The sequence below is a fragment of the Vibrio sp. bablab_jr001 genome (assembly GCF_016464285.1).
GTDB classification, from domain to species: domain Bacteria; phylum Pseudomonadota; class Gammaproteobacteria; order Enterobacterales; family Vibrionaceae; genus Vibrio; species Vibrio fluvialis.
Map to the genome: position 1 here is coordinate 236,757 of NZ_JACDWZ010000072.1, position 20,654 is coordinate 257,410.

A 20,654-nucleotide genomic window follows, 5' to 3' on the forward strand; every position below is an offset into this window, starting at 1 on the left:
CATGCAACAAACACGAAAACTAGAATTTTGGGTAGGCAGTTTTGTGCTGGCAGGAATTTGCGCAATTCTGGTGATGATTTTTCAAGTCGCTGACGTGAAAGGGCTGGGCTCCAACGATACTTATTCGGTAAAAGCGGAGTTTGATAACATCGGTAGTCTGAAAGTACGTTCACCAGTCAAAGTCGGTGGCGTAGTGGTGGGACGGGTCGAATCGATTTCGCTGGACAAAGAGCGTCTGATCCCGTCCGTAACTTTGGCGATTGACAGTCGTTACAACCAGTTTCCGGAAAACTCCAGTGTGCAGATCCTGACGTCTGGCCTGATCGGTGAACAGTACATCAGCTTGATCCCGGGCTTTGTGTTTGAGGATGAAGGCATGCTGAAAGACGGTGACCGTATTGAGGACACCAAATCGGCGCTGGTACTGGAAGATTTGATTGGTCAGGTGCTGTACAGCGTCGGCGGATCAGACAAAGACAACAAGAAGAGTGAGTAATCATGCTGAGTAAAACTAAGTGGCTGAAACAATACGTTATTCTTCTGGTGAGTGCGTTGCTGACCTGGACGGCAAATGCCGCGCAGGAGATTGATCAGACCGAACCGTATCTGATGATGAAGCAGGTGGCGCAAAAGTCGTTTGATCGTCTCAAAGCTGAGCAGGATCTGGTGCATAAAGATCCGGAACATCTGAAGGTGATCGTTGAACAAGAGCTGATGCCTTACGTCAACGATCAGTATGCGGCGCTGAAATTGCTGGGTCCAAACCTGAAAGGAGCGAAGCGTGAAGATGTGGCGAGGTTCATCACCGCATTTCGTGCTTATCTGGTGACCAGTTACGCTCAGGTACTGACTCAGTACAGTGATCAGACGATTGAATTCGGTCCGGAACAGGCGGTGGGCGATGATCGCCGTATCACTAGTGTGAAAGTCGACATCGTCGATACTCCGCGTCCGAATATCAAACTGGAATTCAAACTGCGTAAAGAGAAATCCGGCGAATGGCGTGCGTTCGACATGATTGCTGAAGGTATCAGCCTGTTGTCGAGCAAACAGTCGGAGTGGAATGGCAAGATTCGTCAGGAGGGTATTCTGGCGGTGGCCAAAGAGCTTGACGATTTGGCAGCACAACCGATTCGCTTTGAGAGTAAAACCCAATGAGCCATCCACAATGGCAACAGCGAAACCCTGAACAGGCGGAGCTGAGCGGAGCGTTAGACCGCGACACCGTGCCTGGGTTGTGGACAGTTTTGCAACAATGGCAGCCGCAAGGTGCGCATTGTGAGCTTTCCCTGAAATCGGTGACACGTATCGATTCTGCGGGGATGGTGATGTTAATTCACTTATTAGAGCATGCAAAAAAGCAAAACTGTCATATAATGCTGAGTTTTGTGCCAGAGCAACTGCGCACACTGTTTCAGTTGAGTAACATTGACGCAATGATGTCTCGACACATTAAACAACCAGCAGGGGTGAATTGTGGATAGCGCACAAGTACAACAGATATTAGAACAAGCACTCAATCTTCAAGAGATTCACGTCAAAGGTGAAGGCAGTCACTACGAAGTGATTGCTGTTGATGCCGTTTTTGAAGGCATGAGCCGTGTGAAGAAACAGCAGCTGATCTACGCTCCTCTGATGGAGTACATTCAGCGCAATGATATTCATGCTGTGTCAATCAAAGCGTTCACGCCTAGCGAGTGGGCTCGCGATAAGAAGTTGATGTCGCTATAAGGTTTGTGAATGGATAAGTTTCGAGTTATTGGGTCCAATAAACCGCTGCAAGGCGAAGTGACCATCTCTGGTGCAAAAAATGCTGCACTGCCAATTTTATTTGCTTCTATCCTGGCGTCTGAGCCGGTAGAAGTTGCTAACGTTCCTCACTTACGTGACATTGACACCACCATGGAGCTGCTTAAGCGTCTGGGTGCCAAAGTTGAACGTAACGGTTCTGTCCACGTCGATCCAAGTCAAATTGATCAATACTGCGCACCGTACGATTTGGTGAAAACCATGCGCGCATCAATTTGGGCTCTGGGTCCGCTGGTGGCTCGTTTTGGTCACGGTCAGGTGTCACTGCCCGGTGGCTGTGCGATCGGTGCTCGTCCGGTGGATTTGCATATTCACGGTCTGGAGCAACTGGGTGCTACCATCGCTCTGGAAGACGGTTACGTGAAAGCGACCGTTGATGGCCGCCTGAAAGGCGCGCACATCGTCATGGACAAAGTCAGTGTCGGCGCCACCATTACCATCATGTGTGCTGCAACACTGGCAGATGGTAAAACCGTATTGGATAACGCAGCGCGTGAACCAGAAATCGTTGATACGGCGATGTTCCTGAACAAGCTGGGCGCGAAGATTAGCGGTGCCGGTACTGATACTATCACCATCGAAGGCGTTGAGCGTCTGGGTGGCGGTAAACATTCAGTGGTGGCAGACCGTATCGAAACGGGTACGTTTCTGGTGGCGGCCGCGGTGTCACACGGCAAAGTGGTGTGTCGCAACACCAACGCCAAACTGCTGGAAGCCGTTCTGGCTAAGCTGGAAGACGCAGGCGCACTGATTGAAACGGGTGAAGACTGGATCAGCCTTGATATGACGGGGCGCGATCTCAAAGCCGTCTCTATTCGTACCGCGCCACACCCAGGTTTCCCAACCGACATGCAGGCTCAGTTTACACTGCTGAACATGATGGCCAAAGGTGGTGGTGTGATTACTGAAACCATCTTTGAAAACCGTTTCATGCATGTGCCAGAGCTGATGCGTATGGGCGCAAAAGCAGAAATTGAAGGCAACACGGTGATCTGTGGTGATGTGGATTCTCTGAGCGGTGCTCAGGTGATGGCCACTGACCTGCGTGCATCGGCGAGTCTGGTGATCGCGGGTTGTATTGCCAAAGGCGAAACCATCGTTGATCGTATCTACCACATCGACCGTGGTTACGAGAAGATCGAAGACAAGCTGTCGGCTCTGGGCGCAAATATTGAGCGTTTCCGCGAGTCGAGTTAAACTGCCGACTTATCAATGGGCCGAAATCCAAGGGTTTCGGCTTTTTTATTCTAGCTCCTTTGGAGAATCTGGATGATTGCTTTACTCCGTATTCTTGCGGTGGCGTTGTTTGCTGTCGTGATGTTTGTGTTCGGTTGTGGTTACTGCCTGCTTAGCCCGCGTAACCCGAAGCACGTATTTACCTTTGGTCGCATGTTTGGTGCGATGTCCAAAGTGTTTGGCATTAAGCTGGAATTGCGTATTCCGGATGATGCTTACAATCGTGGCCAGGCGATTTACATTGCCAACCACCAGAATAACTGGGATTTGTTTACCGTCTCTTCCGCGGTGACCCCAAAAGTGGTGACCGTCGGCAAAAAGAGCCTGGCTTGGATGCCGCTGTTTGGCCAGCTTTACTGGCTGACCGGTAATATTCTGATTGACCGCGCGAACAAAACCAAAGCCAAAGGCACCATCGACCAAGTGGTCGATAGCATGAAAAACAGCGACGTGTCGGTGTGGATGTTCCCGGAAGGTACCCGCTCACGCGGCCGTGGTCTGCTGCCGTTTAAAGCTGGTGCGTTTCACGCTGCGCTAGGGGCAGGCGTGCCTATCATTCCGATTGTATGCAGTTCGACGGATAAACTGCGCCTCAACCGCTGGAACAACGGCCACATCATTGTTGAAATGCTACCGCCGGTGAGCACAGAAGGCATGGGTAAAGAGCACGTGCGTGAGCTGTCGCAGCGTTGTTATCACGACATGAAAGCTAAACTGCAAGAACTGGATGACGAAGTGGCGATGCGCAATGCTAAGAAAGCGACGTCTAACTGATTTCAGTCCAATAAAAAAAGGTTGCTCAATGAGCAACCTTTTTTGTTTTCATTACCTTACTTGCGTACGGCAATGGCTTCAATTTCGATACCCACATCTTTTGGCAGACGAGCCACTTCCACGCAAGAGCGTGCAGGGTAGTGAGCGACTTGGTGCTCATCAAAGAATTTGCCGTACACTTCGTTTACGGTGCCGAAGTCGTTCAGATCTTTAACGAACACGGTCATTTTCACGATATCGCCGACAGTCAGACCAGAGGCCTCAACCACGGCTTTGACGTTGTCCAGAGACTGGCGTGCTTGCGCCGCGATGTCTGCTGGTACTTCACCCGTCGCTGGGTTTACTGGGATCTGGCCTGAAGTCAGAACCATGTTGCCAAGATCAACGCCTTGAATGTAAGGGCCAATAGCTGCAGGTGCAGAGTCTGTATGCAGAACTTTTGTCATGCTTGTTATTCCATTGGTTAAGCAAAAAAACGAGCGGTCAGTGTGCCTGTTCTTGGCGGCGAGGTAAAGAGCCGACCATGGATTTCACCCGGTCGGCCTCATGGCTTACGCTTCGCGTTCGGTCACGATTTCGCGTGAGAACACTTTCTCGCAGTACTTACATTTCAGGCGAATATCGTTGGCCTTTTCAAAAATGCGGAAGCTGCTTTCCACCGGCTCGTTGTGCGAAATACAGTTGCTGTTCGGGCAGGCAAACACATTGTTGATGCGCTCAGGCAGTTCCAGTGCCAGCTTCTTCACCACCTCGTAGTTTTCAATCTGGTTCACGGTGGCGTGCGGTGCATACAGCGCCAGCTTATTGGCTTGCTCTTCACTGATGAACACGTTCTCGATTTTCAGCAAATCTTTATGACCCAGCGCCGATGAAGGCAGGTTGAGGCCAATCGTCACACGCTGGTTGGAATTGTGCATATCAAACAGCTTCAGCACTTTTACGCCCACTTTCGCTGGAATGTGGTCAATCACTGTGCCGTTTTTAATCGCTTCAACTTGCAGTTTGGTTTCTTTACTCATGACAGACTCCGGTTACAGTGATTCGTTCAGAACAAGGGCAAGCAAGGCTTCACGCGCGTACACGCCGTTTTCTGCCTGTTGGAAGAAGTAGGCGTGCGGTGTTTTGTCGACATCGGTCGTGATCTCATCGACACGTGGCAGCGGGTGCAGCACTTTCATGTTCGGACGGGCATTGTCCAGCATTGCCGCGGTCAGTACGTACGCCGACTTGATGTGGGCGTATTCGGATTCGTCGAAACGCTCCTTCTGCACGCGAGTCATGTACAGAATGTCCAGTTCCGGAATCACGCTTTCCATGTCGGCGTGCAGGCTGTATTCGACGCCCGCTTCGTCCAGCTCTTCACAGATGTAGTCTGGCATCGCCAGTGCTTCCGGTGCGACGAAGAAAAAGCGGTTATTGTTGAATTTCGCCAGAGCCTGAGCCAGAGAATGCACTGTGCGGCCATATTTCAGGTCACCGACGAACGCAACATTCAGGTTGTCGAGACGGCCCTGAGTTTCAAACAGCGTGAAAAGATCCAGCAGCGTTTGGCTTGGGTGTTGGTTGGAACCGTCACCGGCGTTGATGACTGGCACACCATTGGAGAATTCAGACGCCAGACGCGCCGCACCTTCCTGCGGGTGACGCATCACGAAGGCATCCACGTAAGAGGAAATCACCTGCACTGAATCAGCCAGTGTTTCGCCTTTTTTGGCCAGAGAAGTGTTTCCGCCGTTATCAAAACCAATCACACTGCCACCGATACGCTGAATCGCCGTCTCGAACGACAAACGAGTACGGGTCGATGGTTCAAAGAAACAGCTCGCGACGACTTTGTGTTTGATCAGTTCCGGATTAGGCTGAGCTTTAAGCTGGCCCGCGGTGTTTACAATCAGTTCCAGTTCTTCACGTGAAAGCTCAGAAATGGAGATGATGTGCTTTTGATAAAGCGAATTCGCCATGATCTTCTTCCCTATAAATGTGTAGCAATACCCGGCTTTTAGCCATAAAAAAGCCCCCCGATCTGGGAGGCTTTAAAAATCAATAGAGGGGGCAAATACGACGCCCTGTAAGCATGCTCGCTTACCGAATGTGTAATGTGTTACCTGGACTTGTTTCACCGGCTACCCCTCAGACAAATTGCTCGGCATTATACGCCTAAGTGGTGTGAGCGCAAGCGATTAACTCACAATCTTCGGCATCCTGGCCACCGTCGCGTTGTTCGCTGCTTTCGCTCGCCCGAATCACATACGGATGTATGCTCATCGGGTCTCGTTCAATGGCGGCCTAACGACAGCACCCATGATTTTGAAGCGATTTCGGCATCTTAGTCACTGGCGCGTTGTTCTCTGCTTTCACTCGCCGGAATCACATATTGAGCCTTCGGGGTGAATCAGGAACCCAGCGTCGCGACCATGACAGCTTTGATGGTGTGCATGCGGTTTTCGGCTTCGTCAAACACGATGGAGTAGTCGGATTCAAACACCTCTTCCGTCACTTCCAGCCCTTTCATGCCGTATTTTTCGGCGACTTGTTTACCGATGGTGGTTTCATCGTTGTGGAACGCAGGCAGACAGTGCATGAATTTGACGTGCGGATTGCCGGTCGCTTCGATGGTGTGCATGTTGACCTGATACGGTTTCATCATTGCAACGCGTTCATCCCATGCATCGGCAGCTTCACCCATTGAAACCCACACATCAGTGTAGAGGAAATCACACCCTTTGACGCCTTCGGCGACATGTTCAGTCAGAGTAATGCGGGCTCCGGTTTGCTCGGCAATCTGCTGACAGGTTTGCACCAACTCGGCGTCTGGCCAGAACGCTTTTGGTGCAACCAGACGGATATCCATACCCATTTTCGCGGCGCCCACCATCAGCGAGTTGCCCATGTTATTACGTGCATCGCCGAGGTAAGCAAAGCTGATTTCGTGCAGCGCTTTACCGCGACCGTGTTCTTGCATGGTCAGAAAGTCGGCCAGAATTTGCGTCGGGTGGAATTCATCGGTCAAACCGTTCCAGACGGGAACGCCGGCGAACTGGCCGAGTTCTTCGACGATTTCCTGACCAAAGCCACGATACTGAATACCATCGTACATGCGGCCGAGCACGCGCGCGGTGTCTTTCATCGACTCTTTGTGGCCGATTTGCGAGCCCGACGGGCCGAGGTAACTCACCTGAGCGCCTTGATCAAATGCCGCCACTTCAAAAGCACAGCGGGTTCGAGTAGAGGACTTTTCAAAGATGAGCGCGATGTTTTTACCCGTCAGGGTTTTCTGCTCGGTACCCGCGTATTTTGCGCGTTTCAGGTCGGCAGATAGGTCCAGCAGAAACTGAATTTCTTTCGGCGTGAAATCGAGCAGTTTGAGAAAATTGCGGTGACGTAAATTGAAAGCCATATCTCAGTCCTTAGCTGTAACAATTGAGTACGGCTAGTAAAACATACAAATGCTATAAAAGTGAATAATTATTTTAAATAAAGTGGCGAGATATAGATAATATCTCGCCAAATGTGATTATAAATTCTCTTCGGCGAATTCAGCCAGACGGCTGCGGACGACACCGTTGAGGTGGATGTTGGCGCTGCCTTCGAAGTTTTTGAAGCGCTCAACCATGTAGGTCAAACCGGAGGTCACCGGGGTCAGGTAAGGGGAGTCAATTTGCGCCAGGTTGCCCGAGCAGACGATCTTGGTGCCTTCGCCGCAACGGGTAATGATGGTTTTGATTTGCGAAGCGGTGAGGTTCTGACACTCATCCAGCAGCACAAATGCATCCTGAATGGACCGGCCGCGCATAAAGTTGATGGATTTGAACTGAATGTTGGCTTTGTCGACGATGTATTTCAGCGACCCTTCAGTGCAGTGATCGTTCTTATGCAGTGCTTCCAGCGTATCGGTAACGGCCGCCAGCCAAGGCATCATTTTCTCTTCCTCGGTGCCGGGCAGGAAACCAATCGATTCGCCGATATCCGGCGTGTTACGCGTGACGATGATCTTGTCGAACATCTTTTTCTCAACGGTCTGCTCAAGTGCAGCCGCCATGGCCAGCAGCGTTTTACCACTACCGGCAGCGCCAGTCAGAATCACCAGATCGATGTCTGGGTCGAGCAGGGCGTCGAGCGCCATGCCCTGATAGATATTTTTCGGTGTAATGTCCCATGCTTTGCGGTGCAGCATGCGTTCACGACTTAAGTCGAGCAGAGTGATTTTGTCTTCGGTGATGGTTTCAACCCGTGCAGCGAAGTCACTCTCTTCGTCCAGTACGTATTGGTTGATGTAGGTGGGTTCAAACGGCTCGCGATCCAGTTTGTGGAAGGTTTTGCCGCCGAGTGAGTAGCTGTCGACGCTGTCCACTTTGTCCCAGAAATTCCCCGGGCGGGTCTGAAAACCTTTGGTCAGATACTGCACGTCGTCGATCAGTTGGTCGGTACGATAATCTTCAACAAAACGCACGCCAGCGCCTTTGGCGCGCAAACGCATGTTGATGTCTTTCGTGATCAGCACCACCGAGCGTGGCGCACGTTTGTTCTGTAGATGCAGAACCGCGTTGAGGATACGGTTGTCACCCTCTTTGTCGGTAAAGGCTTTCACGCTTTCGTGGACATCGTAATCGGCGAGAATGGAGATGGTGCCGGTCGCACTGCCGTGTTTGGTAAACGGAATCCCTTCTGAAATCTCATCTGGAGTAGCGTCGTGGAACATATTCTCTAAGGCACGAATCGCCACACGGGCATCGCGCGCAACATCGCGCTTGCTGTCTTTGATTCGGTCGAGTTCTTCGAGGACGGTCATGGGAATGACCACGTCATGTTCTTGGAAGGAGTAGATGGCTAGAGGTTCATGAAGCAGGATATTGGTATCCAGTACAAACAGTTTCCGATCGGTATCGCCCATAAGCGTCTCCTTGCTACGTAGTAGCTTGCTTTGCAAAGGATGTTTGCCACAGTACTTACAAGGATCGTACGCTTGGGTCAGGCATTCGATCACTTGTCGATTGGTGCAAACCCGTGTTGATACTCTCTGTTTGAACTTGCAGACTTTGTGCCAAGGTTTTCACCTCAGCTCGTCGCGCCTTCACCTTGAGTATAGCAACGCTGTTCTTTACAAATGCCACTGGTTTCTTACAGTTTGATGTCAGTTAGATCTTGACGAAAAAAAGCAGGGAATGGGCGTGACCTGCATCACGCCATCAAGTAAGATTAGCGACCTTTTTCTGCACCACTCTTTCAGAACTATCATAATTAGACTCTCCCTTCTTGTGGTCGCAGGTCACTATAAATTCCAATCCAAATTGATGAGGTAGTCGATTCATGACTTTTGCTTTGGGGCAACGCTGGATAAGCGATACGGAAAGCGATTTAGGTTTAGGTACTGTGGTAGCCATGGATACCCGTACTGTGACACTGATGTTTGCTGCATCCGAAGAAAACCGCGTGTACGCACGTAACGATGCCCCGGTAACCCGTGTGACGTTTAATGTCGGCGACGTGATTGACTGCCAGGAAGGCTGGTCGCTGCAAGTGGAACAGGTGGTGGAAGAGAACGGCCTGTTCACCTATCTGGGTACGCGTGAGGACACCGAGGAATCGGGTGTCGCGCTGCGCGAGATTTTCCTCAGCAACCAAATTCGCTTTAACAAACCGCAGGACAAACTGTTTGCCGGTCAGATTGATCGTATGGACAACTTTGTGCTGCGCTACCGTGCGCTGTCTAACCAGTACCAGCAACACAAGAGCCCGATGCGTGGTCTGTGTGGCATGCGTGCCGGCCTGATCCCGCATCAGCTGTTTATTGCCCATGAAGTGGGCCGTCGTCATGCACCGCGTGTGCTTCTTGCCGATGAAGTAGGTCTGGGTAAAACCATCGAAGCGGGCATGATCATTCACCAGCAGGTGCTGTCTGGCCGCGCGGAACGTATTCTGATCGTGGTACCAGAAACGCTGCAACATCAGTGGCTGGTGGAAATGCTGCGCCGTTTCAACCTGCATTTCTCCGTGTTTGACGAAGAGCGCTGCGTGGAAGCGTTCGCTGAAGCGGACAACCCATTTGAAACTCAGCAGTTTGTCCTGTGTTCGCTCGACTTCCTGCGTAAGAGCCGTCAGCGTTTTGAACAGGCACTGGAGGCGGAATGGGATCTTCTGGTGGTCGACGAAGCGCACCACTTGGAGTGGAGTCAGGATAAACCGAGCCGTGAATATCAGGTGATTGAAGCGCTGGCTGAGCGCACGCCGGGCGTTCTGCTGCTGACCGCAACGCCAGAGCAATTGGGCCGCGAAAGCCACTTTGCTCGTCTGCGTCTGCTCGATGCAGACCGTTTCTACGACTACGAAGCGTTCGTGCAGGAAGAAGCGCAATACGAGCCGGTGGCGGATGCGGTGAGTGCGCTGTTCTCCGGTCAGGCGCTGCCAAATGACGCCAAAAACCAAATTACCGAGCTGCTGTCGGAGCAGGATGTGGAACCGCTGTTTCGCGTGCTGGAAAGCCAGGCAGATGACGAAGAGAAAGCATCGGCACGTCAGGAGCTGATTGATAACCTGATGGATCGTCACGGTACCGGACGTGTGCTGTTCCGTAACACGCGTGCGGCAATCAAAGGCTTCCCGGTGCGCAATGTGCATCTGATGGAGATGGAGATCCCGCAGCAATACACCACCTCGATGCGTGTGGCCGGCATGATTGGCGGTAAGCTCAGTCCGGAAGCACGTGCGATGAAAATGCTCTATCCGGAAGAAATCTTTCAAGAGTTCGAGGGCGATGATGCAAGCTGGTGGCAGTTTGACTCACGCGTTAACTGGCTACTTGAAAAAGTCAAAGCCAAACGCAGTGACAAGATCCTGGTGATCGCATCACGCGCCAGTACCGCACTGCAACTGGAACAAGCACTGCGTGAGCGTGAAGGTATCCGCGCAACCGTCTTCCACGAAGGCATGTCGATTCTGGAGCGTGATAAAGCGGCGGCGTACTTTGCCCAAGAAGAGGGCGGCGCACAGGTGCTGATCTGTAGTGAAATCGGTTCTGAAGGTCGTAACTTCCAGTTTGCCAGCCAACTGGTGATGTTTGATTTACCGTTCAACCCAGACCTGCTGGAGCAGCGTATCGGTCGTCTGGACCGTATCGGCCAGAAGAACGACATCGATATTCATGTGCCCTACCTCAAAGGAACCTCACAGGCGATTCTGGCGCGCTGGTACCAGGAAGGTCTCAATGCGTTTGCCGAAACCTGTCCGACAGGCCGCGCGGTGTACGATGAGTTTGCCGAGCGCCTGATCCCGATTCTGGCTTCCGGCGATGACAGCGAGCTGGATGCGATCATCGATGAATCGGCCAAGATGAACAAAACGCTCAAAGCTCAGTTGGAGCAAGGGCGAGATCGACTGCTGGAAATGCACTCCAACGGTGGCGACAAAGCGCAGCAGATTGCCAAGCAAATTGCCGCGACCGATGGTGACACCAATCTGGTGACGTTTGCGCTGAGCCTGTTCGATACCATCGGCCTTAATCAGGAAGACCGTGGTGAGAACGCGTTGGTGGTGACGCCGTCTGAACACATGATGGTGCCGAGCTACCCGGGTCTGCCGTATGAAGGTGCGACCATCACGTTTGATCGCGATACCGCGCTGTCGCGTGAAGATATGCACTTCATCAGTTGGGAACATCCGATGGTTCAAGGCGGTATTGATCTGCTGATGAGCGAAGGCGTGGGTGTTTCGGCGGTCTCACTGCTGAAAAACAAAGCGCTGCCAGTGGGCACCATTTTGCTTGAACTGGTTTATCTGGTGGACGCACAGGCGCCAAAACGCACTGGCATCAGCCGCTTCCTGCCACAAACGCCAATCCGTATGTTGATGGACGCGCGTGGCAATGATTTGTCGGCGCAGGTGGAGTTTGAAGCGTTCAACCGCCAGCTCAGCCCGGTGAACCGCCATCTGGCCAGCAAGCTGGTGAGCTCAGTGCAGAACGACGTTCATCGTCTGATCACGGCCAGTGAAGTTCCCGTGATGGAGCAGGTTACCGCGATTCGCGAGCAGGCGCAGAAAGAGATGCACCAGATCCTCAACGGTGAACTGGAACGTTTGCAGGCGCTTAAAGCGGTCAACCCGAACATTCGTGATGAAGAGATTGAGGTGCTGGAGCAGCAGATTCAGGAGCTGACCGGCTACATCGCACAGGCACAGTATCAGCTTGATTCATTGCGTCTGATTGTCGTGGCACACAACTAAGTTCCCCGAAATGTAAAAAGGCCTTCCAGTGGAAGGCCTTTTTTATGTCTGTAAAATGGCGGGATTACATCAACCATTTCCACCAGATGAACAGCGCCAGGAAACCAAACAAGTAAATCAGGCCGAGAATCGACAGCGCTTTGAGTTTCGGTCCCACCTTCAGCTCGTCCGGCAGCTCGGTACGTGTCACCAGAACGTAGTTCAGCAGCGCAAATACCGGCGTGGTCATGAAAGCCATGATCATGGCAAAGTTCAGCATGGGCATCAGAGCAGACGCGAAGAACACAATGATGGCCAGTGACGCAGCCGATACCAGAATCATCCAGCCTTGCAGCACTTTCGGACTCTGTTCTTTCTGCTCTTTCAGCAGACGCTGTGATTCGGCAATCACGCGTGAGTAGCCATCAATCACCGTAATAGTACTACCGAAGATACAGAAGAAGGCAATCACAGCAATCAGGTAGCGTGACCATTCACCGATAGTGGAGGCGTACAGACCGACTAACTGATGCGAGAAACCCACGCCGGATTTTGACAGCTCTACACCAGTGCCGTGCAGCACCAGAGCACCCAACGCAAGAAAAACAATCGCCAGAATCGCAGTGCCGATGTAACCGACGTTGAAGTCGAACAGGGCTGACTGCGCAGTCACACGTTGCTGGCGACACTGACTTTTCAACCATACTGATGTCAGCGACGAGATCTCAATCGGTGCAGGCATCCAACCCATGGTCACCACCAAAAAGCCGATTGCGGCCAGCGTCCATGGTGATGGGCCTTCTGTCGTTACCGTGACGGGGGCCGGGTTCGCTGCGGCAATCACGACCGCCAATAGCGTGGCGATGGTCAATACCGCCATGATCACTTTAGACAGCGTATCCAGTGCGCGGTAATGGCCAGCAAACAGAATGATCAGACAGGTGGCAAGCACGATGCCGCACAGCACAGGCATGGAAAGCTCAAACGGAATGAAGTAACTCAGCAGGCTGGCACTGAACATCAGCAGTGCAGCCGTGTTAACGATGCCTGAGAACACCGCCAGTACCGTGAAGATCCACAGGTAAGGTTTGCCCATTTTGGCGTAGCCTTCGACCAAACTGTCACCGGTGCCCATGGTGTACTGTACGCCTGCTTTGAAGAACGGGTATTTAAACAGGTTAACCAGCAGGATCAGGACCGCGAGTTGCCAGCCATAAATAGCACCCGCTTTGGTTGATGCCACCAGATGAGAACCGCCAACGGCTGCGGCTGCCATCATGATGCCAGGACCTAGTGATCGAAGTAGTTGTGATAATGAGAGCCGTTGTTCGGATGGATAAGGGACGGCGTTTTCCATTCTTGTTCCTTATGAATTGTTATGTTGTGTTTGGTTGTATTTATGATTCGCCTTGTCCTGCTTGGGATTGGGCTGATTTTATTGTCAATACCCTCCATGAATATCACACTGATTATTAGTGTCAATTTATAGTTACAACTTCAACGCAACTTTTTATTCACCGAGTGCACATGCAAGGAAAAGCGACGACCAAGACTGCGTTCGCATAGGTAAAACGTACCCATTATGGTGGTATTCATGCATTGGGGAGTGGAGCGCCACTCACTTAGGTTTGGGGATAAAAGGTTTGGGTATATAATGCGCCGATTTTTGTAGATGAGCGTTTTCGCGAGAGACTTTTATGGCAATGACCGAGTACCACCCACCAACGGATCCGTGGATTGATGTGGTCTTTGAGGATGACTACATTCTGGCGGTGAACAAGCCGTCCGGTTTACTTTCCGTTCCGGGCCGCCTGGCTGAACACCACGACAGTATGTGGAGTCGCCTGCAGGAACGATACCCGGAGATTCAGGTGGTGCATCGTCTTGATATGTCGACGTCAGGCCTGATGCTGTTTGCCAAAGATAAGTACATGGAAGCGGCGCTCAAGAAGCAGTTTCAGTACCGTCTGACGCATAAAATTTATTATGCCCGTGTGTGGGGTGTGTTAGAGCAGGATGAAGGTAATATTGATCTGCCGCTCATTTGTGATTGGCCAAATCGTCCCAAACAGATGGTTTGTCATGAAACTGGGAAACCATCGCAGACATTGTTTCAGGTCGTCAAGCGTGAAGCGCAAACCACAGTGGTTCGTCTGTTGCCGATAACCGGACGTTCACATCAGTTGCGAGTGCACATGCAGGCACTGGGGCATCCGATTGTTGGTGATGAGTTCTACGCGCCGCAAGAAGCGATCGATTTTACTGATCGACTGGAGTTGCATGCAGCGGAGCTGAGCTTTTATCATCCTCGTAGTCATTGGCTACGCTCTATCTTTGTTCCTTGTGACTTCTATCCCGAAGCGCAGGAAGAGATATTGCAGCATTTCGATCCTGAGCGAAAATTGCCGGATTATAAAAAACTACCCCGTCCTTAATCGATTATCTTTCATTGATGACAGTGGGTAGGCAAAGGAGAAGTTATGTCTTTACCCACTGTTGTATTCCTCGATCGCGCGACGATTCCCCGTCATATTCATGTGCCCGCACTGACGTTTTCTCATCGTTGGCAAGAATTCGATTTTACCTTGCCGGAACAGGTGGTTGAACGCCTGCAAGATGCGGAAATCGTGATCACCAATAAAGTGGTACTCACCGCAGAAATGCTGGCGCAACTGCCCAAACTGCGTCTGATCGCGGTGTCGGCGACAGGTGTCAACAACGTGGATATTGACTATTGCCGCGCCAACCATATCGCGGTGTGCAACATACAAGGTTACGCGACCCAATCCGTGCCGGAGCATGTGGTCGCGATGATGTTTGCCTTGCGGCGTAATCTGATGGGTTACCATCACGATATCGCCGCTGGTGAGTGGCAGCGTAATAAGCAGTTTTGTTTCTTTACTCATCCGATTGGCGATATCGCAGGCAGCACGCTGGGCGTGGTGGGCGGTGGCGAATTGGGGCAAGCGACCGCAACCCTCGCTCAAGCGCTGGGTATGACAGTGTTGTTTGCGGAACACAAAGGCGCTGAGCATTGCCGTGACGGTTACACCCGGTTTGAACAGGTCCTGCAACAGGCGGATGTCTTGACCCTGCATTGTCCGCTGACGGAAGCGACACGTAATCTGATTGCCGAAGCGGAGTTTGCGCAGATGAAACCAAACGCGCTGCTGATCAATGCCGGGCGCGGTGGGCTGGTGGATGAAGTGGCATTGGTGGATGCGCTGAAGAGACGTCAGATTGCCGGAGCGGGCGTCGATGTGTTTACTCAGGAGCCGGCGGATATCAGCAATCCGCTGATTGCGAACATGGATTTACCTAATCTGCTACTGACGCCGCATGTGGCGTGGGGCAGTGACTCTGCGATTCAGAAACTGGCCAACATTCTGATTGATAATATTCAGGCGTTTGTCGAAGGTCGCCAGCAAAATCGTATTGTGTGATCGGCGATCGAAAACTTCAGGCAACAAAAAAGGCAGCGAATTCGCTGCCTTTTGCTTAGGTAAACGCCTGTATTACAGCGCCGCGATAGTCGCTTGCTGCTCAGCCAGTTTCACCAAGGTTTCTTTGTAACCGTCCAGCTTTTCACGCTCTTTGGCAATCACGGCTTCAGGTGCTTTCGCAACAAAGCCTTCGTTACCCAGTTTGCCTTCGATGCGCTTGATCTCGCCTTCGGTTTTGGCAATTTCTTTTGCCAGACGAGCCAGCTCGGCGTCTTTATCGATCAGACCTGCCATCGGGATCATCAGCTCAGATTTACCAACCAGTGCCGTTGCGCACGCCGGAGTCTCTTCGCCAGCCGCCAGAACACGTACGTTTTCCAGTTTCGCCAGAGACACCAGTACTTGCTTGTTCGCTTCCAGACGCGCAGCATCGCTGTCGTTCGCCGCTTTCAGCATCACATCCAGTGGTTTACCTGGGTTGATGTCGTACTCGGCACGAAGGTTACGAATCGCGGTGATGAAGGTTTTCACCCACTCGATGTCATCCAGCGCTTCCTGGTTGAAGTTCGCCGCGTCAAACTGAGGCAAAGCCTGCAGCATGATGGTATCGCCTTCCACACCGTCAACCAGTGGCTTGATGCTTTGCCAGATGGTTTCAGTGATGTATGGCAGAACTGGGTGAGCCAGACGTAGCGTCTTCTCCAGTACGGTGATCAGCGTGCGACGTGTTGCGCGTTGCTGCGCTTCACTGCCTTTCCACAGTACTGGTTTAGTCAGCTCTAGGTACCAGTCACAGAACTGGTTCCAGATGAACTCGTACAGCGTGTTCGCGGCCATATCCAGACGGTAGTTGTCGATGTGCTCGTTGAACGCTTTGGCAGCCAGTTCAAACTGAGATTCGATCCATTTGTCCGCCAGAGAGTATTCCAGCTCAGCACCCGCGCCAAAGCCACAATCCTGCTCTTCTGTATTCATCATTACGTAACGGCTTGCGTTCCATAGTTTGTTACAGAAGTTACGGTAACCTTCCAGACGTTTCATATCCCAGTTGATATCGCGGCCGGTCGATGCCATTGCTGCCAGAGTAAAGCGCAGTGCGTCAGTACCGTATGGTTCGATACCGTTTTCGAATGTTTTACGTGTGTTTTTCTCGATCTTCGCAGCAAGTTGCGGCTGCATCATGTTACCAGTACGCTTAGTTACTAGTGACTCAAGATCAATGCCATCGATCATGTCGATTGGATCCAGCACGTTGCCTTTCGATTTCGACATTTTGTCGCCATTTTCGTCACGGATCAGACCCGTTACGTACACGGTTTTGAATGGCACTTGTGGTTTGCCGTCTTCATCTTTGATGAAGTGCATGGTCATCATGATCATACGGGCAACCCAGAAGAAGATGATGTCAAAACCTGTCACCAATACTTCTGATGGGTGGAAGACTTTCAGTGCGTCAGTCTTCTCAGGCCAACCCAGTGTACCGAAGGTCCAAAGCGCAGAAGAGAACCAGGTATCAAGAACGTCTTCGTCTTGGCTTAGTGCTACATCTGCTGGGATGTTGTTGTCTGCACGCACTTCGTCTTCGTTGCGGCCAACATAAACATTGCCTTGTGCGTCGTACCACGCCGGAATGCGGTGACCCCACCACAGCTGACGAGAAATACACCAGTCTTGAATGTCACGCATCCAAGAGAAGTACATGTTTTCGTATTGCTTCGGTACGAATTGAATGTCGCCGTTCTCAACCGCTTCAACCGCTGGTTTCGCCAGAATACCTGCGCGCACATACCATTGGTCAGTCAGCATAGGTTCGATAACTACGCCACCACGGTCGCCGTAAGGCACAGTCAGGTCGTGATCTTTGATCTCTTCCAGCAGACCCAGCTCTTCGAATTCTGCCACGATCGCTTTACGTGCCGCAAAACGTTCCATGCCTTGGTATTTCGCAGGAATGTCAGTGCCGTAAGCCGTACTGGCTTCGCCGTTTGAGTTGAAGACTTCGGCTGCATCGCGGATGTTGGCATCGAAAGTCAGAATGTTGATCATTGGCAACTGGTGACGCTTACCGACTTCATAGTCGTTGAAGTCGTGCGCTGGTGTGATTTTCACACAGCCCGTGCCTTTTTCCATGTCCGCGTGCTCATCGCCCACGATAGGAATGCGACGGTCAACGATAGGCAGAATGATTTCTTTACCAATAAGATCTTTGTAACGAGGATCTTCTGGGTTAACGGCAACACCGGTATCACCCAGCATGGTTTCTGGACGTGTGGTGGCGACAACAATGTAGTCTTTACCTTCAGCCGTTTTAACGCCATCAGCCAGCGGGTAGCGGAAGTGCCACATGTGGCCTTTCACGTCTTTGTTTTCAACTTCCAGATCCGAAATCGCGGTGTGCAGTTTTGGATCCCAGTTCACCAGACGTTTACCACGGTAGATCAGGTCATCTTTGTACAGACGTACAAACACTTCCTGAACCGCTTTGTAGAAGCCGTCATCCATGGTGAAGCGTTCACGATCCCAGTCGACCGACGCACCCAGGCGGCGCAGCTGTTTGGTGATGGTGCCACCAGACTCGTTTTTCCATTCCCAGATTTTGTCGATGAACGCATCACGGCCGTAATCGTGCTTCGTTTTGCCTTCTTCTGCTGCGATCTTACGCTCAACAACCATCTGAGTCGCGATACCGGCGTGGTCAGTACCCACTTGCCACAGCGTATTTTTGCCTTTCATACGCTGGCAACGGATCAAGGTATCCATAATGGTGTCTTGGAATGCGTGACCCATGTGCAGGCTACCAGTGACGTTCGGTGGCGGAATCATGATGCTGTATGCGTCTTTTGATGTGTCACCGTGAGGCTTAAAGTAGCCTTTCTCTTCCCAAGTCTTATACAGATCTTGTTCGATGGATGTTGGGTTGTATGTCTTTTCCATAGTGCTCTTTAATGGATACTTTGATGGTTAATTCGGTCAATCTTTATAAGTGAGTTCTCTGGCAAAGAGAGCTTAACTATAAGGATGAACCGTTACGGATAATGGATCTCGATGGTTTGCAGTTGATAACCCGCCTGACGGTACAACTTATAACGCTCGCGAGACCGTTGTTTCGCATTTTCTTCGTTGGGGACGAAGTCTACCACCTCTGCGAAGGCCTTCGCAAAGGTTGTATGATTATCGGCCAAATTTATTGCCAGTTGTCGGTTCCAAGAGGGTTTCACCCCGACATGGCCAATCTCAATATTGGTGCCGTATTTCGGTCCTTCACCCACCAGATTATGGCCCAGAAAGTGTTTGGCTTCGACCTGCCAGAATCGTTCCGCCAATTGTTCGGCGTGCGCTTTATTATCGCACTGCAAATACACTTTTGCGCCCTGACGTGCAAAGTGCTGAGTCAGGTACACCACGTACGCCTCGAAACCAGCCGTGGTGGCTTGTTCCGAGTCGGGCCGAACGATGTAAAACGTGGCAGTTGCCATAGTCGTCTGAGCGCTCCTGTCATGGTGAAGGTGAAAAACAAAAAAGGGCCTTGCGGCCCTTTTTGTGGATGAGGTTTATTCCTCGGTCTCTTGGCCACTGCGGTTTAGCAGGAATTGGACAAGCATCGAGACCGGACGACCGGTAGACCCTTTCGCTGCACCTGATTTCCACGCAGTACCTGCGATGTCGAGGTGAGCCCAGTTGTACTTCTTGGTAAACTTCGACAGGAAGCAGCCAGCGGTGATAGCGCCGCCTGGACGACCACCGATGTTCGCCATATCGGCAAACGGGCTCTTCAGCTGTTCATGGTATTCGTCTGCCAGTGGTAGACGCCATGCGCGGTCACTTGCCTGTTCAGAGGCATTGACCAGCTCGTGCGCCAGCGGGTTGTGGTTCGACATGACACCGCTGATATGATGGCCAAGCGCAATCACACAAGCGCCAGTCAGGGTCGCTACATCCACCACGCAATCTGGTTCAAAGCGTTCGACGTAAGTCAGCGCGTCACACAGTACCAGACGGCCTTCGGCGTCCGTGTTGAGGACTTCTACGGTTTGACCTGACATCGTGGTCAGAATGTCGCCCGGACGGTATGCGTTGCTACCCGGCATGTTTTCACAGCCAGCCAGTACGCCGATAACGTTCAGTGGCAGGTTCAGTTTCGCGATCGCTTTCATAGTACCGAATACGGACGCCGCACCACACATGTCGTACTTCATCTCGTCCATACCTTCACCCGGTTTGAGTGAGATACCGCCTGAATCGAAGGTCAGCCCTTTACCAACCAGAACGATCGGTTTCGCGTCTGCATCTGGGTTACCTTTATATTCGATAACCGACATCATGGATTCGTTCTTTGAACCGCGGCCCACTGCCAGATAAGAGCTCATGCCCAGTTTTTCCATCTCTTCTTCACCAATGATTTTGGTGGTGATGGTTTCATAGTCATCAGCCAGGCGACGAGCCTGAGACGCCAGATAAGCTGGGTTGGCAATGTTTGGTGGCATGTTGCCAAGATCTTTACACGCTTTCACGCCCGACGAAATTGCCAGACCGTGAGTAATCGCGCGTTCACCCAGGCTCAGTTCACGGCGAGTAGGTACGTTGAACACCAGTTTACGCAGTGGACGACGGGTTTCTGGCTTCACACTCTTGAACTGATCAAAGGTGTACAGACCATCTTTAGTCGCTTCGACGGCTTGACGAACTTTCCAGTAAGTATCGCGGCCTTTCACGTGCAGTTCAGTCAGGAAGCAAACGGCTTCCATAGAACCTGTCTCGTTAAGTGTGCTGATGGTTTTCTGAATGATTTCTTTGTATTGACGTTCGCCCAGTTCGCGCTCTTTACCGCAACCGACCAACAATACACGCTCAGATAAGACACCTGGCACTTGATGCAGCAGTAGCATCTGCCCCGGTTTACCTTCTAGATCACCACGGCGAAGCAGTGAACTAATATAGCCGTCGCTGATTTTATCAAGCTGTTCTGCTACTGGAGAAAGGCGGCGTGGTTCAAAGACTCCGACAACGATACATGCGCTACGTTGTTTTTCAGGGCTACCACTTTTAACACTGAACTCCATGCGTACTCCTACATCCTAAAGACAAATAGAACTAAATGTTAGATAATGCGTTCTTACTTGTTGAATCCTTAATTGGATCTACCCTTTGTTTAAGCGCTCTAACACATAGCGAAATTTTTAAAAATAAAAGGTTCAA

Annotated in this window: 18 protein-coding genes; 9 read left to right on the forward strand and 9 right to left on the reverse strand. The window is 51.5% G+C overall.

Translation table 11 applies throughout. From position 1 onward, the window contains the following. Position 1 precedes the first annotated feature (1 nt). From mlaD to JIG40_RS11800, 6 genes are all read left to right on the forward strand, one after another. A complete protein-coding gene (gene mlaD / locus JIG40_RS11775; protein ID WP_020329538.1) occupies positions 2-496 on the forward strand; it encodes an outer membrane lipid asymmetry maintenance protein MlaD in 495 nt (164 codons plus the stop codon). A 2-nt stretch (positions 497-498) separates the two neighbouring features. Next, a complete protein-coding gene (locus JIG40_RS11780) occupies positions 499-1,158 on the forward strand; it encodes a phospholipid-binding protein MlaC (RefSeq protein WP_020329539.1) in 660 nt (219 codons plus the stop codon). After that, complete coding sequence (locus tag JIG40_RS11785) at positions 1,155-1,484, forward strand: lipid asymmetry maintenance protein MlaB (protein ID WP_172557726.1); 330 nt, start codon at positions 1,155-1,157, stop codon at positions 1,482-1,484. The genes JIG40_RS11780 and JIG40_RS11785 overlap by 4 nt, the downstream gene beginning before the upstream one ends. Then, on the forward strand, positions 1,477-1,731 hold the full coding sequence (gene ibaG, locus JIG40_RS11790) for a BolA family iron metabolism protein IbaG (RefSeq protein WP_020329541.1): 255 nt from the start codon (positions 1,477-1,479) through the stop codon (positions 1,729-1,731). The genes JIG40_RS11785 and ibaG overlap by 8 nt, the downstream gene beginning before the upstream one ends. 9 nt (positions 1,732-1,740) lie before the next feature. After that, positions 1,741-3,006 carry a UDP-N-acetylglucosamine 1-carboxyvinyltransferase gene (murA, locus tag JIG40_RS11795; protein WP_020329542.1) on the forward strand — a complete coding sequence of 422 codons (1,266 nt, stop codon included), beginning with the start codon at positions 1,741-1,743 and terminating at the stop codon, positions 3,004-3,006. Between the two features lie 72 nt (positions 3,007-3,078). Continuing rightward, positions 3,079-3,819 (forward strand): 1-acylglycerol-3-phosphate O-acyltransferase, encoded by a 741-nt coding sequence (locus JIG40_RS11800; RefSeq protein ID WP_020329543.1) that lies wholly within the window; start codon positions 3,079-3,081, stop codon positions 3,817-3,819. A 56-nt stretch (positions 3,820-3,875) separates the two neighbouring features. Here JIG40_RS11800 and JIG40_RS11805 read toward each other — a convergent pair whose 3' ends face one another. The 5 genes from JIG40_RS11805 to JIG40_RS11825 all read right to left on the reverse strand — a co-directional run bounded on the left by JIG40_RS11805 (position 3,876) and on the right by JIG40_RS11825 (position 8,710). Beyond that, on the reverse strand, positions 3,876-4,265 hold the full coding sequence (locus JIG40_RS11805) for a RidA family protein (protein WP_020329544.1): 390 nt from the start codon (positions 4,263-4,265) through the stop codon (positions 3,876-3,878). Positions 4,266-4,370: 105 nt separating this feature from the next. Next, positions 4,371-4,838 (reverse strand): aspartate carbamoyltransferase regulatory subunit, encoded by a 468-nt coding sequence (gene pyrI, locus JIG40_RS11810; RefSeq protein ID WP_020329545.1) that lies wholly within the window; start codon positions 4,836-4,838, stop codon positions 4,371-4,373. Between the two features lie 12 nt (positions 4,839-4,850). Next, positions 4,851-5,780, reverse strand: coding sequence for an aspartate carbamoyltransferase (gene pyrB / locus JIG40_RS11815; protein WP_020329546.1), 930 nt, complete (start codon positions 5,778-5,780; stop codon positions 4,851-4,853). Between the two features lie 431 nt (positions 5,781-6,211). Beyond that, positions 6,212-7,216, reverse strand: coding sequence for an ornithine carbamoyltransferase (locus JIG40_RS11820; RefSeq protein ID WP_020329547.1), 1,005 nt, complete (start codon positions 7,214-7,216; stop codon positions 6,212-6,214). A gap of 117 nt (positions 7,217-7,333) precedes the next feature. Next, positions 7,334-8,710 (reverse strand): PhoH family protein, encoded by a 1,377-nt coding sequence (locus JIG40_RS11825; RefSeq protein WP_020329548.1) that lies wholly within the window; start codon positions 8,708-8,710, stop codon positions 7,334-7,336. A 416-nt stretch (positions 8,711-9,126) separates the two neighbouring features. On the opposite strand from JIG40_RS11825, the gene rapA reads away from it, so the two are divergent. Next, positions 9,127-12,036, forward strand: a complete 2,910-nt coding sequence (gene rapA / locus JIG40_RS11830; RefSeq protein WP_158151683.1) for an RNA polymerase-associated protein RapA — start codon at positions 9,127-9,129, stop codon at positions 12,034-12,036. A gap of 64 nt (positions 12,037-12,100) precedes the next feature. On the opposite strand, the gene JIG40_RS11835 is transcribed toward rapA, so the two are convergent. Further along, positions 12,101-13,372: an Nramp family divalent metal transporter gene (locus JIG40_RS11835; RefSeq protein WP_020429043.1), complete on the reverse strand. Its 1,272-nt coding sequence runs from the start codon at positions 13,370-13,372 to the stop codon at positions 12,101-12,103. A gap of 340 nt (positions 13,373-13,712) precedes the next feature. Between JIG40_RS11835 and JIG40_RS11840 the strand changes: the two genes are divergently transcribed. Together JIG40_RS11840 and JIG40_RS11845 are read left to right on the forward strand one after the other, a co-directional pair. Further along, entirely contained in the window at positions 13,713-14,450 is a 738-nt protein-coding gene (locus JIG40_RS11840; protein ID WP_199465372.1) for a pseudouridine synthase, read from the forward strand. 45 nt (positions 14,451-14,495) lie between these two features. Further along, the gene (locus JIG40_RS11845; protein WP_199465373.1) at positions 14,496-15,458 is read left to right on the forward strand and encodes a D-2-hydroxyacid dehydrogenase; all 963 of its coding nucleotides are present in this window, start codon (positions 14,496-14,498) and stop codon (positions 15,456-15,458) included. A gap of 72 nt (positions 15,459-15,530) precedes the next feature. Here the strand turns inward: JIG40_RS11845 and JIG40_RS11850 are convergent, their stop codons facing one another. From JIG40_RS11850 to pepA, 3 genes are all read right to left on the reverse strand, one after another. Then, positions 15,531-18,392 (reverse strand): valine--tRNA ligase, encoded by a 2,862-nt coding sequence (locus JIG40_RS11850; protein WP_158151685.1) that lies wholly within the window; start codon positions 18,390-18,392, stop codon positions 15,531-15,533. 92 nt (positions 18,393-18,484) lie between these two features. Then, positions 18,485-18,934 carry a DNA polymerase III subunit chi gene (locus JIG40_RS11855; protein ID WP_199465374.1) on the reverse strand — a complete coding sequence of 150 codons (450 nt, stop codon included), beginning with the start codon at positions 18,932-18,934 and terminating at the stop codon, positions 18,485-18,487. Positions 18,935-19,009: 75 nt separating this feature from the next. Next, entirely contained in the window at positions 19,010-20,518 is a 1,509-nt protein-coding gene (gene pepA, locus JIG40_RS11860) for a leucyl aminopeptidase (RefSeq protein WP_020329555.1), read from the reverse strand. Positions 20,519-20,654 lie beyond the last annotated feature (136 nt).

What these genes read in the sequence shown, in the direction of transcription:
- rapA (WP_158151683.1), top strand. Translation starts at nt 9,127, where the DNA reads ATGACTTTTGCTTTGGGGCAACGCTGGATAAGCGATACGGAAAGCGAT.
- JIG40_RS11825 (WP_020329548.1), bottom strand. Translation starts at nt 8,710, where the DNA reads ATGGGCGATACCGATCGGAAACTGTTTGTACTGGATACCAATATCCTG.
- JIG40_RS11805 (WP_020329544.1), bottom strand. Translation starts at nt 4,265, where the DNA reads ATGACAAAAGTTCTGCATACAGACTCTGCACCTGCAGCTATTGGCCCT.
- pepA (WP_020329555.1), bottom strand. Translation starts at nt 20,518, where the DNA reads ATGGAGTTCAGTGTTAAAAGTGGTAGCCCTGAAAAACAACGTAGCGCA.
- JIG40_RS11800 (WP_020329543.1), top strand. Translation starts at nt 3,079, where the DNA reads ATGATTGCTTTACTCCGTATTCTTGCGGTGGCGTTGTTTGCTGTCGTG.
- JIG40_RS11780 (WP_020329539.1), top strand. Translation starts at nt 499, where the DNA reads ATGCTGAGTAAAACTAAGTGGCTGAAACAATACGTTATTCTTCTGGTG.
- JIG40_RS11855 (WP_199465374.1), bottom strand. Translation starts at nt 18,934, where the DNA reads ATGGCAACTGCCACGTTTTACATCGTTCGGCCCGACTCGGAACAAGCC.
- murA (WP_020329542.1), top strand. Translation starts at nt 1,741, where the DNA reads ATGGATAAGTTTCGAGTTATTGGGTCCAATAAACCGCTGCAAGGCGAA.
- JIG40_RS11840 (WP_199465372.1), top strand. Translation starts at nt 13,713, where the DNA reads ATGGCAATGACCGAGTACCACCCACCAACGGATCCGTGGATTGATGTG.
- JIG40_RS11850 (WP_158151685.1), bottom strand. Translation starts at nt 18,392, where the DNA reads ATGGAAAAGACATACAACCCAACATCCATCGAACAAGATCTGTATAAG.
- mlaD (WP_020329538.1), top strand. Translation starts at nt 2, where the DNA reads ATGCAACAAACACGAAAACTAGAATTTTGGGTAGGCAGTTTTGTGCTG.
- JIG40_RS11835 (WP_020429043.1), bottom strand. Translation starts at nt 13,372, where the DNA reads ATGGAAAACGCCGTCCCTTATCCATCCGAACAACGGCTCTCATTATCA.
- pyrI (WP_020329545.1), bottom strand. Translation starts at nt 4,838, where the DNA reads ATGAGTAAAGAAACCAAACTGCAAGTTGAAGCGATTAAAAACGGCACA.
- pyrB (WP_020329546.1), bottom strand. Translation starts at nt 5,780, where the DNA reads ATGGCGAATTCGCTTTATCAAAAGCACATCATCTCCATTTCTGAGCTT.
- JIG40_RS11785 (WP_172557726.1), top strand. Translation starts at nt 1,155, where the DNA reads ATGAGCCATCCACAATGGCAACAGCGAAACCCTGAACAGGCGGAGCTG.
- JIG40_RS11820 (WP_020329547.1), bottom strand. Translation starts at nt 7,216, where the DNA reads ATGGCTTTCAATTTACGTCACCGCAATTTTCTCAAACTGCTCGATTTC.
- JIG40_RS11845 (WP_199465373.1), top strand. Translation starts at nt 14,496, where the DNA reads ATGTCTTTACCCACTGTTGTATTCCTCGATCGCGCGACGATTCCCCGT.